Origin of the sequence: Pseudomonas allokribbensis (assembly GCF_014863605.1) — a bacterium.
Taxonomy (GTDB): domain Bacteria; phylum Pseudomonadota; class Gammaproteobacteria; order Pseudomonadales; family Pseudomonadaceae; genus Aquipseudomonas; species Aquipseudomonas allokribbensis.
In genome coordinates, this window is record NZ_CP062252.1 from 2,989,066 (window position 1) to 3,002,916 (window position 13,851).

Here is a 13,851-nt window from a genome sequence, read left to right on the forward strand (position 1 = left end):
GCCCACAGCGTCTGAGTCATTCAGCGTGTCCTGCTCCACTCAGAGGCCGGTCAACCGGTCTTTGAGCCCCGGCGACTGAGAGCAGGATGAGCTCCTGTTTCGGCCTCCGTCGAGATCCTGCGTGAACATGTACCCTCAGATCTACCTTCCCGAGGGGAGGGCTGAAAGGAGTTCAGGGCGGGCGTGTATTTGGCATGATACAATCGCGCCGCATTACAATATGGCATGATCTCGGGCATGAAAAAATATACGATGGAGTGGTATCGCTATTTAACTGAAAATAGCAAATATCAAGGCCTGGATGCATTGCGGGCAATTGCTATCGCAATGGTTCTTGTGTGGCATAATATTCCACAGGATTTCAGAGTAGGTTGGGTCGGTGTTGATCTTTTCTTTATACTGTCTGGTTTTTTAATCGGCTCTATTCTTTTTTATTTCATGTCATCTGGGCGATTTGCGTACAAGGATTATATTGTTAATCGTCTGCTGAGAATTTATCCGTTATATATAGCGTCGGTTGTTTTCTATCTCATCGATTTGAAACACCTGGGCTTCTTGAACTCCTTTGCTGAAGCGTCAAAAATATTCATAGCCCATGCTTTTTTCCTGCAGACGGTTGTCTATGACATATGGCACATAGACCTGCCTTTCTATCAGGTTACGTGGAGTCTGGTTGTCGAGATGGCATTCTATGCCACCGTGCCCGCGTTGCTTGTTCTCATGATTCGGTACAAGGCGGTTTGGTCCGGGTTGGCTGCGCTGCTGGTGGCCTTCCTCTGTTTGCGATTCTACCTTTCTTCTGGCTATCTACCCGATGACAACAACTGGCAGTTCTTTCTTTTCATTAAGCCGTATTACCGATACGACGAGCTGCTTTATGGTGTGATCGTGGCTTATGCCGTACACAATAAAATTGATTTTCTCAGAAAGACAGCGTTGCCTGTTGGGCTGCTGATTGTCGCGGCTTCTTTTGTATATATATGGATGCTCCCGGGAGCCGATAAATTTCCAAGTATCGGTCTTTTGACAAGGGATGGAATAGTAATGCCAACGGTTTTGGCATTGGGGTTCGCCCTGGTTGTCTATTCGGTATATGACAAAAAGCTGTCTTCGCCAATCATTAATGTTGTGGCAAGGCTGGCGTATCCTCTCTACTTGTTACACATGTTTGTTTTGCATCAATATCATGGTTTGGCGGGCTACCTGGCTCTTAGCTTTGTCGCTGCCGTTATCTGCTCGTATGCTATCGAGTATCCATTCATTCGGATGTACAAGGTAAAGAAAGCCAGTTCTGCCCCAGCTGCTGTCACGGCACTGACCTGATTCCTCAGACTGAACGAAGCCCGCCGCGAGCGGGCTTAATGAGATGGTCAGCCTGACCGAGAAGCCCTGCAGGTTTCCGCTTGCAGGGCTTTTCTCGTTTTCGGTGGAGGATCGCTCGAGTGCACAAAAGGCGTTACAGCAGGCGAATCAGGCTCCGTCGCGCACCTGCATAAGTGCGAACCCCAGCAGGTTCAGGCCTTGCCACAGGTTGGGGTTCCTCGCGTTTTCGTGGTCCTGGGCGAGCCCGATGCCCCAGATGCTATCAACCGGGCTTGCCTCAACGATGATGCGCGAACCGGTGTCCTTGAGGAATGCATTCAACTCCGGGTTTTGAGAGAACTTGGCCTGGTTGGCCCGGACGACAATTGCATATCTGTGTTGCAGCCAATCCTGTTCGTTGAATTCACGCACGTTGCGGCCCAGAGCTTTCGCTGCATTGGGTGTAGGTGCCTGGAGTACTTGAGCACGAACTTCCTGATCGCCGAACAAGGCGGCCTTCTCGGACATCATGAAATGCTCGGCAGTCGCGTAGCGTTGCCCGTCGACAACGAATTCAGCCTCGAACCACTGGCTGAAGCATGACGCTGTAACGCCGTGCCTGCTTCGCTGGTGTCCCCAGAAAAACGTAAATTCAAGCTCCTCTCCGGAGTTGAAGCGGGAGCGGAGGTCTTCCAGATACTTTGAGTCTTGCAATGAGGTTTCCTCAGCAATTGGCTTTGCGGTGGAAGATTTACCATGACGGAGCAGGGTAAATTTTGATCGATGGGATTACTTGTCTTTGCTGGTGCAGCACGCTTCACGTTGTGATGTGTGGCGAGTAATTGCGTGAGCGAGTTGACCATCTTCGCGGGATATTGCGATGGCTGTCCGAGCAGCACTTGAGTGTCTTTTTCGACCGTGCGCTGCGTCGGCTTTTGGCCGATCTCGTCGCAGAGCAAATGGCGCACTTCCTCCGGGAAGAACTCTTTCCCGTAAGGAGACTTGGGGTTAAGGAAAAGAGGGGTGCCCTGTGTGATTTCAAACAGCGATCTGGCCGGGATCTCGATGTAGGACTCTTCACTGTCGATGGATTTCTGTAGTGTTTGCAACGAAGAGAAAAACGGTATGACAGCGGAGCCGTCGGGCTTTTGCCAATGCGCGATGCTGATGTTGCTGCCTGCCTCAAGGCTGGACAGACCTTCGCCAGTAACGGTTGTGCCAAGGATGTAGATAGTGGAATTCAACAGTGTCTTGAAAAAGTCGGGTCGATGGGCCGGTTCATCCGCCGCCAGCCTGAGTGATTTTTCGAGGGCGTTTTCTTGCTGGGTATCCATGATGTCCATCGGTAGTTCCATCAAGACAGGCAAAAAATGAGTTGCGAAGAACGCGCAGTTTTTCACGCGGCTGTGAAAACGGGAATCACACAAGCCTGATGAATCTGCAGCACAAGGAAGCCGACACCACGTGATCTGCCTTGCCTTCAGTTCATTCGCGCACCATAGAAGTGGTTGAGTAGTATCAGCTCAACCACAGCTACAAAAACGCACAGCACGAGAAAGCCAGGACTGAAGACACGCTTGCGGCCGGATGAGCTTATATCCATCCAGTTAGCGCCTGAATCGCCGGAAGTCAGCAGCAGGAACGCTATCCAGGCACAGGCCCAGACTTTGCCCCAGAAGCCAAGATTTCTGAAAGAAGTCATCCGTGTTTTTCCGTATGCCGCTTGATTCGGCAGATGTTTATCTGTTGGTTAGGCTTGAGAAAATAAAGGGGGCCAGTCCTCATAGAAAGAGCCGCCTATAGGGATCGGGTTGCCATCCATGTGGTATGCAGCCCATGCCAGTAGGTGTGCCATGCGTTCTGCACCAACTGGCGACAGTCTGCAAGACTCTATAACTTCGCCTAGTCGTGCTCGGCAAACATCGAGGTGGCGTCGAACGCCTGAAAACCCGCCAAGATAGAGATAGAACTCGTCGAGAACGATACCCACACCTGGAACACCATAGGTGCCCGCTACACCTGGCGCCTCGTCGTATATGGCCTTCACATCATGACCTTCCAGGATTGCGACCGCGGTTAGTACCTCGCAAAAGGTATCTTTCATGCTGTTGCTGACCCAGAGGTCATAGCTGTTGCCAATAATGATGGGCGCGCCCATGAGTCTTATCCTGATTTTGCTAATGGAACGATAATAAAGGTTTTTATTTTAAGGAGAGGGTGCGGGCGCTTTTCTCCAGACGACAGGCGAAAGTAGAACTACCGCTATAAGAAACGCCACCTGAGACAGGTAGAACAGCTCCAGCCACTGGTGATTCATGGCAACGTAGTAGGTGTTGTGGGCGACGTCCGCCAGAATGATTGCTGCAGTCAGGAAGATTCCAGCCCTGGGCTTTATGAACAGCAGCAGCGCTGCCAGCGGGTCCAGAAACGTAAGCGCTGCCCAGAAAATGCGGCTGGCCCAAAGAGTGCTCGGCCCATATCCGTAATCCCAGAACAGCCCATGCTGGAAATCCGCTCGAATGTGATTGGTAGTCGCCACCAAAAGACAGCAGGCGAACAGAATCCGGATGGCGAATGACAGCCTTGTCATGGATTGCTCCGTTTTCTGAAGGACCGCCATGATGACCGCAGAATTTTCAGAACACCAGAAACGACAAAGCCCTGAATAATCAGGGCTTTGTCGTATCAAATATGGCGGAGGCGATGGGATTCGAACTCATGGACCTGTTACAGTCGACGGTTTTCAAGACCGTTGCCTTAAACCACTCGGCCACACCTCCGTTGCGTTGCGGGCGCCATAATACCTGAATGAAACACACTGTCAAACTCTGTGCATGGCTTGTTACAGAGCGTCTGTTATGATCTTTGCGACTGAACGTTTCAAACCAACAGGAGTGTCGCCATGCGCGAACAGGATTACGCAGTTCACAACAGCGTGCAGGCTGAGCAGCTAGAGGTTAGCCGCGTCCTGCGCAACACTTATGGCCTACTGGCGCTGACCCTTGCATTCAGCGGCGTGATGGCTTTCGTAGCTCAGCAGATGCGTGTTGGCTACCCGAACATTTTCGTGGTGCTGATCGGCTTCTACGGGCTGTTTTTCCTCACCAACAAACTCCGTGATTCGGCCTGGGGCCTGGTGTCCGCGTTTGCCCTGACCGGTTTCATGGGTTTCCTGCTCGGCCCGATCCTCAACCGTTACCTGGGCATGCAGGGCGGCGCTGAAGTGGTCAGCTCGGCGTTCGCGATGACTGCACTGGTGTTCGGTGGTCTGTCGGCCTACGTGCTGATCACCCGCAAGGACATGAGCTTCCTCGGTGGTTTCATCACCGCCGGTTTCTTCGTGCTGCTGGGTGCCACTCTGGCGGGCATGTTCTTCCAGATCAGTGGCCTGCAACTGGCGATCAGCGCAGGTTTCGTGCTGTTCTCGTCGGTCTGCATCCTGTTCCAGACCAGCGCCATCATCCACGGCGGCGAGCGCAACTACATCATGGCGACCATCAGCCTGTATGTATCGATCTACAACCTGTTCATCAGCCTGTTGCAGATCTTCGGCATCATGAGCCGCGACGACTGATTGGTTGAATCGGCGTTAACAAAAAACCCGCGAAAGCGGGTTTTTTGTTGCCTGCGAAAAGGGAGCAGACGATCAATTGATCTCGATGCTGCCATCGGCCTGTTGCTTGTAGATCGTGTAGGGCAACAGCAATGTATCGAGCACTCCCGACACGGCCGCATCGACCAGCAGACCCGGTGTCGCGTTCTTGTAGTCGAACGCATCGACGTCATCCGGCTTTTCGGCGTGCAGCATGCAGAAGTCGTACGTCACGCCACTGTAGATGCGCGGTACGGCGCCGCAGTAAGATTTTTTAGCCTTCAACTGGTCGGTAGAAAACTTGTCACTGAACGCCACGGTCTGCACCGTCCCGCACCCAGCCAACATCAACGCCGCCAGCATCATTGCCTGAATTTTCATGCCGCCAATCCTTCGCCGGAAAAAACTCAATCTACGCCGCTCACGCCATGGGAGGCAATCGACGTTTCACCGGGGTCTTCTTGACGATCGCGGTATTGGTTTCCGCCAGTGTGTTCAGCCGGTCGAGCAGGGTGTCGAGTTGCTCCATCGAACGCACATGCAGACGGGCGATAAAACAGTCCTCGCCGGTGACCTTGTCGCACTCGGTGAACTCGGGAATCGACAGGATCTGCCGTTCCACTTCCTGCAACTGCCCCGGCAACGGCCGCACCCGGACAATGGCCTGCAACTGGTAGCCGAAGCACTTAGGATCGATCTCCACGGTGTAGCCCTTGAGCACGCCGCGCTCTTCAAGGCGCCGCAAGCGCTCGGCCACGCTCGGTGAAGACAAGCCGCTGATTTGCGCCAGCGCCTTGAGCGAACGCCGGGAGTCTTCCATCAAGGCCCCGATCAGGATCTGGTCGATATCGTCGGTCATACAAAAATCTCCCGCATTAGGCGAATGACGCAAACCACCCTTGATAAAAAAGGCAGAAATCGAGTTTAGCCTGCTTTTTGCGCTGGAGAAGCCCCGGTCTCGCTTGGCATACTTTTGCCACACATTAAGGAGATTGATGATGGACAACCCAATCCGTCGCGGCTCATTTGAAATGACCGCTGCCATGCTGATATCCGGGACGATCGGCTGGTTCGTGCTGGTATCAGGCCAACCGGTGCTGGACGTGGTGTTCTGGCGCTGCGTATTCGGCGCCGGCACCTTGCTGCTGATCTGCGCCGCGTTCGGCTTCTTGCGTCCGGGGATTCTGACGCGCACCACGTTCCTGCTGGCGGTGCTCAGTGGCATGGCGATCGTCGGCAACTGGGTGTTGCTGTTCGCCTCCTATTCCCGGGCGTCGATTGCCATCGGCACGGCGGTGTACAACGTACAGCCGTTCATGTTGGTGGGTTTGGCAGCGCTGTTTCTTGGCGAGAAGATCACCCTGCAAAAGCTGTTCTGGCTGGGAATTTCCTTCCTCGGCATGTTGGCGATTGTCAGTGCCCACGGCGAGCAAGGCGAGGGCGGCAATGACTACCTGATGGGGATCGCCCTGGCCCTTGGCGCGGCATTGTTGTACGCCATCGCCGCGTTGATCATCAAGCGCCTGACCGGCACGCCGCCACACTTGATTGCGTTGATCCAGGTCTGCACCGGGGTGTTGATGCTCGCACCGTTTGCTCACTTCAGCGCGCTGCCGCAAGCGCCCAGTGCCTGGGCGAGTCTGGTCACGCTGGGCATCGTTCACACGGGTCTGATGTATGTGCTGCTGTATGGGGCGATCCAGAAACTGCCGACCGCACTGACCGGCGCCTTGTCTTTCATCTACCCGATCGCGGCGATTTTCGTCGACTGGTTTGCCTTCGGCCATCAACTGCAAACCCTGCAATGGGTGGGCGTGGCGGCCATCCTGCTGGCCGCTGCCGGGATGCAACAGGGCTGGGGTTTCAAGTCGCGACGGTTGGCGGCGCAGTAACCTCAGATGTTCCAGCGCGGCGCGGTTTTCGCCAGGCGCTGGCGCATTTCGCCGATGTTGGACGCCAGTTGCCGGGTCAGCAAACGGTAACCGTCCAACGGGTTGTAGACCGGGGCGTCGAGGCTGGCGTCCGGTAATTCCACCGGGCGCCCGAGGCGCTGGGTTGCACCGGTTTTCAGGGCCCGGGCCATGCCGATCAGTTGCACGCGAATCTGCCGGTGCTCGGCCTTCAATGCCGATTGCAGATGCGCCATCGCTTCAGGATCGTTGGTGTCCGGCCGGGTATTGCCGAGGATTTCCAGGGTGCTGATGCACATGCGCAGGTTGCGCTGGATCGCATCCAGTTCGGTCATCGAGACCTTCACTTCCTTGGACACCGATGGCATCAGTGAGCGCAGTTGCACCATCACCGTGTTCAGCCGGCCCATCAGTTTCAAGTGTTCATCGGCCGAGACCGGTTCACCGCTGATGATCCGCCCGTACACCGTGGCGCAATCGCGCAATGCGTCGGCCAGGTTGTAGCGCCACGAGTACACCGCATACAGCGGCAGGGCGAAGGAAAAGGCCAGGGCCAGGGCGATACCGATCAGGATATCGACCCCGCGCCACAGCCCGTCGGTGATCGGGTTGTCGCCATGCCCGGCGACGATGAACACGGTGATGGCCGATAGCAGGGCGGTGTAGCCGCCCTTGCCGATGGCGTGATACGAGAAGAATCCGCACACCACCGCCATCGCAAAATAGGTCAGCCACGGCAGACCGAGCCATGCCTGTTGCGCCACCAACAACAGGCCGACGCCGGCACCGATCAAGGTGCCGGTGGCGCGCTCGGCGGCTTTCTTGCCGATGTTGCCGTGGTGCTGCAAACCACCGATGACCACCAGCATGGTCACCGACGCCCACTCGCCGTGGGGCAGGTTGATGCCGGTGGTCAGCAGGATCGTCGCCAGTAACCCCAGCGCCACCCGCACCGCATGAATCAACCGCGCGTGTCGGTAGCGACGGTACGGGTCCAGCAGCGGCCGCAGTATCCGCCGCAACAGCGGCGGCCAGCGGTGGGGGCTGAAAGTGCTCAGCGGTGATTCCTCCTTAAAAGATGTAATCGGTCGCGATGAAGTTTGAATCCCGTCCGCGAATGATTTCGCTGATCAGATCCTTGTTGGGTTCCTGGAACTTGGTCGCCACCAGCGTACGGATCGAAAACACCCGCAGCGCATCGTGTACCGACAGCGTGCCTTCGGCGGAGTTCTTGCGCCCGTTGAACGGGTAGGTGTCCGGGCCGCGCTGGCATTGGGCGTTGAGGTTGATACGCCCGACCTGGTTGGCGAAGGTGTCCACCAAGCGGCCGACGGCCACCGGGTTGGTGCCGAAGATGCTCAGTTGCTGGCCGAAATCCGATTCCAGTACGTAATCGATCACGGTATCGAGGTGACGGTACGGCACGATCGGCACCACCGGGCCGAACTGCTCTTCCTGATACACGCGCATCTGTGGCGTCACCGGGTACAGCACCGCCGGATAGAAGAACGACTCTCGCGACTCGCCGCCATTCGGGTTGACCACTTGGGCGCCTTTGCTCTGCGCATCGGCCACCAGGCCGTGCAGGTAGTCGACCTTGCCCGACTCCGGCAGCGGCGTCAGCGAAACCCCGCTGTCCCACGGCATGCCCGGTTTGAGGCTGGCCAGTTTGGCGTTGAATTTCTCGATGAAGCTTTCAACCACGTCTTCATGCACAAACAGGATCTTCAGCGCGGTGCAGCGCTGGCCGTTGAACGACAGCGAACCGGTAACCGCTTCGCTGACCGCGTTATCCAGATCGACCTCGGGCAGGACGATGCCGGGGTTCTTCGCATCCAGCCCCAATGCGGCGCGCAAACGGTGTGGTTTCGGGTGCAGTTTCTTCAGGTCGCTGGCGGCCTTGTTGGTGCCGATGAAGGCGAAGATGTCGATCTTGCCGCTGGCCATCAGCGCACTGACGGTCTCGCGGCCGCTGCCGTAGATGACGTTGATCACGCCGGTCGGGAAGCTGTCGCGGAAAGCTTCGAGCAATGGACGGATCAGCAGCACCCCGAGCTTGGCCGGTTTGAACACCACGGTGTTGCCCATGATCAGCGCCGGAATCAGCGTGGTGAAGGTTTCGTTCAGCGGATAGTTGTAAGGGCCCATGCACAGCGCCACACCGAGCGGTACGCGGCGGATCTGGCCCAGGGTGTCCTGTTCCAGCTCGAAACGGCTGGAGCGGCGGTCGAGTTCTTTCAGCGCATTGATGGTGTCGACGATGTAGTCGCAGGTGCGGTCGAACTCTTTTTCCGAGTCCTTCAGGTTCTTGCCGATTTCCCACATCAGCAGTTTCACCACGGCGTCGCGCTGTTGGCGCATGCGCCCAAGGAAGGCTTCGACGTGCTGGATGCGTTCGGCCACGCGCATGGTCGGCCACAGGCCCTGGCCCCGGTCGTAGGCGCGCACGGCGGCGTCGAGGGCGGTGAGGGCGGTCTCGGCGTCCAGCAGCGGCGTGCTGCCGAGGATCACTTGTTCGTCGCCGTTGTCACCCTTGAGATAGACCGGGCTGCGCACGGTGGCGAGCGGGCCGTCCCAGCGGCGCAACTGGCCATCGACCAGGTATTCGCGTTGCTCGACCTGACCGTCGAGGCGGTATTTTTCCGGGATGTCGCTGACAGAAGGGAACAAGTTGCCAAGGATGTTTGCTGTGGTCATGTCGCTACCCTGCTTGCCAATTGAAAAAGTCTGTACAGGTTATACGCCTGAATGCGCTGAAATTTAAACCCGCAAATGTCACCCGAATGTCACGCAAAGGCGCAGGGCAGAGGGCTCAACAAGATTCCCACCTTTTATTCGATCCCGAGTCGCATCCCGACTGTCCCCGTTTGCCCCCTTCACTGGCCCGCAATGCCCTCAACCCGCCGCCGTCGCTGCCTTAAGGTGTGATCACAACAATAAGTGGCACCCCACGCGAGGATCGTTATGCGGGCATCCCGAATCACGTTGCTGCTGATGCTGGTCACTGCGCTGGCCGGCTGCGGCGAAGACCCCAAACCCCCGGCCAGTACTCACAACGCCATGCCCAAAGACCCGGCGCTGGCGCAGATCTACGCCAACAGTTGCCAGCTCTGTCACGCCAATCCTGCCGCCAACGCGCCGCTGACCGGTGACCGCAAGGCCTGGGAACCGCGCATCCAGCAGGGCGCCGACACGCTGCTCGACCACGCCATCAATGGCTACAACGGCATGCCGCCAATGGGCCAGTGCGTGGAGTGCTCGGAAGAACAATTCCTTCAGTTGATCGGCTTCATGGCCGATCAGCCGCTCCCACAATAAGGATCCTGGCATGCCGATAGATCTGACACGCCGGCAGTTATTGCAACGGGCAAGCATCGTCGGGGCGTTCAGCGCACTGGCCTCCAATCCGGCGCTGGGCCAGTTGATGCGCGCGCCGCGACTGATTCCCTGGCGCAACTGGTCGGGCGGGCAGAGTTGCCTGCCGGCGGCGCGGGTGGCGCCGAAGAATCTGGATGAACTGACGGCGGTGATCCAGCAGGCACCGGGCAAGATTCGCCCGGTCGGCTCGGCGCATTCCTTCAGCGCGTTGGTGCCTACCGACGGCACGCTGTTGTCGCTGAGCTACTTCAACGGTCTGCTCGATCACGACCCGAAAACCCTGCAAGCCGAATTTGCCGCCGGCACGCCGATGTCGCGCATGGGCACGCCGCTCAAAGACATCGGCCAAGCCCTGCAAAACATGGCCGACATCGACTATCAGACCCTCGCCGGGGCCATTTCCACCTCGACTCATGGCACCGGCAAAACCTTCCAGTCCTACTCGGCCCACGTCTGCGGGATGCAACTGGTGACCGCCAACGGCGAAGTGCTGGACTGCGACAGCCAGCGACATCCCGAAATATTCAATGCCGCCCGGGTATCCCTCGGCGCGCTGGGCGTAACCACCAAAATCCGCCTGCAAAACCGCCCGGCCTATCGCCTGCGCGAACGCCAGTGGATCGCCAAGACCGAAGAACTGCTGGAAGACATCGACAAGAACACCCGCGAAAACCAGCACTGGGAAATGCTCGTCGTCACTCATTCCGACTACGCCTTGTCGATCGCCCTCAACGAAACCACCGACTCGCCCACGCCGCCGATCCCGCCTGAAGAGGAGGGCGGCAACGAGTTCGTGACGCTGATCGAGAAGATCGACAAGTACGGCAGCGACTTCCCGAACCTGCGCAGTTCGCTGCTCAACAGCCTGCGGCATCTGGCGAGTTTCGATGACCGGGTTGGCGACTCGTTCGACATCTACGCCAACGTGCGCACGGTGCGTTTCAACGAAATGGAATATTCGGTGCCGGCCGAACATGGCCCGGCGTGCCTGCGCGAGATTCTCAAGCTGATCCGCGACAAGGACCTGCGCACCTGGTTTCCCATCGAGTACCGCTACGTGAAGGCCGACGACATTCCGCTGAGCATGTTCGAGGGCCGCGACAGCTGTTCGATCTCGGTCCACCAGCATTACCAGATGGACCATCACAACTTCTTCGCCGCCGTCGAGCCGATCTTCTGGAAGTACAACGGCCGCCCGCACTGGGGCAAGTTGCATACACTCAATGCCCGCACGTTGCAAACGCTCTATCCGCGCTGGCAGGAGTTTATTCAGGTGCGTCAGGCGCTGGACCCGAGTGGCAAGTTCCTCAATGCGCATCTGTCGTCAATTCTGGGGGTGAGCTGATGGCGGTCAATCGACGTAATTTCGTGCTCGGCACCTTGGGTGTCGGTGCCTTGCTGGTGGGCGTTGGCGCATGGCTGCGGCCGGGGGATCGCGGCGGGCCCTACAGCGAATATTTCCGGGCGCTGAACAATGAGCTCAAGGCAAAAGGCCCGATGCGCCCGGTGTTGCTGATCGATCTGGATCGGCTGGATCACAACATCGATGTGGTGATGCGCTCGGTCAAACGCACCGGCAAACACCTGCGGTTGGTGGAGAAGTCGTTGCCGTCGCCGGGGCTGCTCAGCTACATCGCTCAAAGGGCAGGGACGCAGCGACTGATGTCGTTTCATCAGCCGTTTCTCAATCACGATGCACAGGTTTACCCGCAGTCCGACATTCTGCTCGGCAAGCCCTTGCCGGTGCGCTCGGCGGAGCTGTTCTACCAGACCCACAAAGGCCCGTTCGACCCGGCGAAGCAACTGCAATGGCTGATCGACAACCCCGAACGCCTGCAGCAATACCTCGCGCTGGCCCAGGGTTTGGGTACGCGGATGCGGATCAACATCGAGCTGGACGTCGGCCTGCACCGTGGCGGCGTCAGTGACATGAACGTGCTCGGGCAGATGCTCGCGCTGATCGCTGCCAACCCGCAGCATCTGGAGTTCGCCGGGTTCATGGGCTACGACCCGTTCGTGGGCATGGGCGTGCCGGGGATGCTCGGTTCGCCCGAAGAGCTGTTCGCCAAGGTGATGGTGATTTATCAGCGCTGCGTCGACTTTACCCGGCAGCAATATCTGGCGCTGTGGCATGACGGCTTGTGCCTGAACACCGCCGGCAGTCCGAGTTACCGCATGCACGAAAACGAAAATCTCAGCAGCGAGGTGTCGGTGGGGACGGCGATGCTCAAGCCGACTCATTACGACTTACCGTCGTTGGTCGAACACGAGCCTGCCGCGTACATCGCCACACCGGTGTTGAAAAGCACGGGGGCGGTGAACATTCCGGCGCTGGACGACAAGTCGAAGCTTTTTTCGTGGTGGGACACCAACCAGCGCCAGACCTTCTTCATCTACGGCGGCAACTGGATGGCCGAGTTCGAATCGCCACCGGGGCTTCAAAGCAATGGTGTTTATGGGCGCAGTTCGAATCAGGAGATGGTCAATGGTTCGAATGCCGTGGGGCTGACGGTGGAGGATCAGGTGTTCCTGCGACCGACCCAGACTGAGGCGGTGTTGCTGCAGTTTGGTGATTTGCTGGCGGTGCGCGGCGGCAAGATTGTCGATACTTGGCCGGTGTATACCTGATGACTAGTCGGGTTTGAATCCCGGCAGACCTTGGGATATGCGCCATTCTTTCAGGGTTCTTGTGATTCCCTGTGCAGAATCATCTGCACCGTCATCCGGGTAGAAAATCAGATCGGAGCCAGCAGGGTGCTCGCAGATCGTATTGAAGTGGTGCACGAGCGAGTTTTCGTTCTCTTCGCTTTCTTCGTTCCCCTGGATGCGTTGTAGCAAGCGGATGAACTCGTCTTCTGTGTAATCAGAAATGCTGGCTTTGATGAACGAGTCACTCACTTTTGCTTGAACCCCTGCAAGCCTCGGTCACTACGCCATTGTTTCACTGTGCGTGCAATTCCTTCCGGGGAACTGTCCCGACCCGGTTCCGGATAAAAGATCAGGTCAGTACCTTCAGGGTGGGCCGCAAGCATTCTGAATTTCGCCAGCATATCGCCTAGCACCTCATCAGAATCAGATCTATTGATCGCGATAATCTGTTGGATGATGTCAATGAACTCGGCTTCGGTGACGTCCGAAATGTTTTTCATGAATCTTTGAATCGGTGCATACCATTTAGCACGCAATAAGCATCGATCGTTCGCACTATGCCATCGGGAGACTCATCGGCACCGGCTTCCGGATAAAACAGCAAATCACTTCCGGCCGGGTGTGGCACGATTTTGTTGAAGTGGTCTACTAAAGAGCCTAGCTCGTCCTCTGTTTCAGCCTCCTCAATAGAAACAATCAACTCCTTGAGTTCCTGCCTGGTGTAGTCGCTCAGAGTGTCCCTCATTCTTGCTTGAATCCCGGCAGGCCTTGGGATATGCGCCATTCTTTTATGGTTCGGGTTATTCCTTCCGCTGAGTCATCGGCCTCGGGCAGCGGACGATAGATCAGGTTCATCTTCTCCGGATGCCCGACGATCTTGTTGAAGTGGCGAACCAGCAAGTCGGCGCGGGTATCAGAAGGCGCCTGGTCCTCCTTGAATATTTCTTCCAGAAAACTAACGAACTCGCGCTCCGTGTATTCAGAAATGTTGTTTTTGATAAAGGGATCCTTCATTTTCTT

The 13,851-nt window shown here is 57.1% G+C and carries 18 protein-coding genes, 1 tRNA gene and 1 pseudogene; 6 read left to right on the forward strand and 14 right to left on the reverse strand.

The window, feature by feature from the left end:
• The first annotated feature begins 237 nt into the window (after nt 1-237).
• A complete protein-coding gene (locus IF199_RS13685; protein WP_192560754.1) occupies nt 238-1,323 on the forward strand; it encodes an acyltransferase family protein in 1,086 nt (361 codons plus the stop codon).
• Between the two features lie 147 nt (nt 1,324-1,470).
• Here IF199_RS13685 and IF199_RS13690 read toward each other — a convergent pair whose 3' ends face one another.
• From IF199_RS13690 to IF199_RS13715, 6 genes and pseudogenes are all read right to left on the reverse strand, one after another.
• Complete coding sequence (locus IF199_RS13690; RefSeq protein WP_192560755.1) at nt 1,471-2,016, reverse strand: NADAR family protein; 546 nt, start codon at nt 2,014-2,016, stop codon at nt 1,471-1,473.
• A 107-nt stretch (nt 2,017-2,123) separates the two neighbouring features.
• A pseudogene (locus tag IF199_RS13695) lies at nt 2,124-2,657 on the reverse strand (enhanced serine sensitivity protein SseB C-terminal domain-containing protein); the annotation flags it as partial.
• A gap of 125 nt (nt 2,658-2,782) precedes the next feature.
• Complete coding sequence (locus tag IF199_RS13700) at nt 2,783-3,004, reverse strand: hypothetical protein (protein WP_192560756.1); 222 nt, start codon at nt 3,002-3,004, stop codon at nt 2,783-2,785.
• Between the two features lie 48 nt (nt 3,005-3,052).
• A complete protein-coding gene (locus IF199_RS13705) occupies nt 3,053-3,460 on the reverse strand; it encodes a hypothetical protein (RefSeq protein WP_192560757.1) in 408 nt (135 codons plus the stop codon).
• 48 nt (nt 3,461-3,508) lie between these two features.
• On the reverse strand, nt 3,509-3,892 hold the full coding sequence (locus tag IF199_RS13710; protein WP_192560758.1) for a hypothetical protein: 384 nt from the start codon (nt 3,890-3,892) through the stop codon (nt 3,509-3,511).
• Nucleotides 3,893-3,994: 102 nt separating this feature from the next.
• Nucleotides 3,995-4,082: transfer RNA gene (locus tag IF199_RS13715), tRNA-Ser, on the reverse strand.
• A gap of 122 nt (nt 4,083-4,204) precedes the next feature.
• Between IF199_RS13715 and IF199_RS13720 the strand changes: the two genes are divergently transcribed.
• The gene (locus tag IF199_RS13720; protein ID WP_003224442.1) at nt 4,205-4,876 is read left to right on the forward strand and encodes a Bax inhibitor-1/YccA family protein; all 672 of its coding nucleotides are present in this window, start codon (nt 4,205-4,207) and stop codon (nt 4,874-4,876) included.
• 72 nt (nt 4,877-4,948) lie between these two features.
• Here IF199_RS13720 and IF199_RS13725 read toward each other — a convergent pair whose 3' ends face one another.
• Together IF199_RS13725 and IF199_RS13730 are read right to left on the reverse strand one after the other, a co-directional pair.
• A complete protein-coding gene (locus IF199_RS13725) occupies nt 4,949-5,275 on the reverse strand; it encodes a YceK/YidQ family lipoprotein (protein ID WP_192560759.1) in 327 nt (108 codons plus the stop codon).
• Nucleotides 5,276-5,315: 40 nt separating this feature from the next.
• Nucleotides 5,316-5,753, reverse strand: coding sequence for an Lrp/AsnC family transcriptional regulator (locus IF199_RS13730; protein WP_064381847.1), 438 nt, complete (start codon nt 5,751-5,753; stop codon nt 5,316-5,318).
• A gap of 139 nt (nt 5,754-5,892) precedes the next feature.
• Here IF199_RS13730 and IF199_RS13735 point away from each other — a divergent pair, with 139 nt between their 5' ends.
• Nucleotides 5,893-6,786: a DMT family transporter gene (locus IF199_RS13735; protein ID WP_096821798.1), complete on the forward strand. Its 894-nt coding sequence runs from the start codon at nt 5,893-5,895 to the stop codon at nt 6,784-6,786.
• Nucleotides 6,787-6,788: 2 nt separating this feature from the next.
• Here the strand turns inward: IF199_RS13735 and IF199_RS13740 are convergent, their stop codons facing one another.
• Nucleotides 6,789-7,829: an FUSC family protein gene (locus tag IF199_RS13740; RefSeq protein WP_176504879.1), complete on the reverse strand. Its 1,041-nt coding sequence runs from the start codon at nt 7,827-7,829 to the stop codon at nt 6,789-6,791.
• Between the two features lie 46 nt (nt 7,830-7,875).
• Nucleotides 7,876-9,501 (reverse strand): NADP-dependent glyceraldehyde-3-phosphate dehydrogenase, encoded by a 1,626-nt coding sequence (locus IF199_RS13745; protein ID WP_096821799.1) that lies wholly within the window; start codon nt 9,499-9,501, stop codon nt 7,876-7,878.
• Between the two features lie 267 nt (nt 9,502-9,768).
• Between IF199_RS13745 and IF199_RS13750 the strand changes: the two genes are divergently transcribed.
• The 3 genes from IF199_RS13750 (at nt 9,769) to IF199_RS13760 (ending at nt 12,810) form a co-directional block, all read left to right on the forward strand.
• On the forward strand, nt 9,769-10,122 hold the full coding sequence (locus IF199_RS13750) for a c-type cytochrome (RefSeq protein WP_192560760.1): 354 nt from the start codon (nt 9,769-9,771) through the stop codon (nt 10,120-10,122).
• Nucleotides 10,123-10,198: 76 nt separating this feature from the next.
• Nucleotides 10,199-11,527 carry a D-arabinono-1,4-lactone oxidase gene (locus IF199_RS13755; protein WP_192560949.1) on the forward strand — a complete coding sequence of 443 codons (1,329 nt, stop codon included), beginning with the start codon at nt 10,199-10,201 and terminating at the stop codon, nt 11,525-11,527.
• A gap of 74 nt (nt 11,528-11,601) precedes the next feature.
• Entirely contained in the window at nt 11,602-12,810 is a 1,209-nt protein-coding gene (locus IF199_RS13760; RefSeq protein WP_192560950.1) for a DSD1 family PLP-dependent enzyme, read from the forward strand.
• A 3-nt stretch (nt 12,811-12,813) separates the two neighbouring features.
• Here IF199_RS13760 and IF199_RS13765 read toward each other — a convergent pair whose 3' ends face one another.
• From IF199_RS13765 to IF199_RS13780, 4 genes are read right to left on the reverse strand one after another with little or no spacing between them, the layout of a single operon-like run.
• Entirely contained in the window at nt 12,814-13,080 is a 267-nt protein-coding gene (locus IF199_RS13765) for a bacteriocin immunity protein (RefSeq protein WP_244142472.1), read from the reverse strand.
• On the reverse strand, nt 13,077-13,331 hold the full coding sequence (locus IF199_RS13770) for a bacteriocin immunity protein (RefSeq protein WP_192560761.1): 255 nt from the start codon (nt 13,329-13,331) through the stop codon (nt 13,077-13,079). The genes IF199_RS13765 and IF199_RS13770 overlap by 4 nt, the downstream gene beginning before the upstream one ends.
• Nucleotides 13,328-13,576, reverse strand: coding sequence for a bacteriocin immunity protein (locus IF199_RS13775; protein WP_192560762.1), 249 nt, complete (start codon nt 13,574-13,576; stop codon nt 13,328-13,330). The genes IF199_RS13770 and IF199_RS13775 overlap by 4 nt, the downstream gene beginning before the upstream one ends.
• Nucleotides 13,573-13,845 (reverse strand): bacteriocin immunity protein, encoded by a 273-nt coding sequence (locus IF199_RS13780; protein WP_192560763.1) that lies wholly within the window; start codon nt 13,843-13,845, stop codon nt 13,573-13,575. Before IF199_RS13780 ends, IF199_RS13775 begins: the two co-directional genes overlap by 4 nt.
• Between the last annotated feature and the right edge of the window lie 6 nt (nt 13,846-13,851).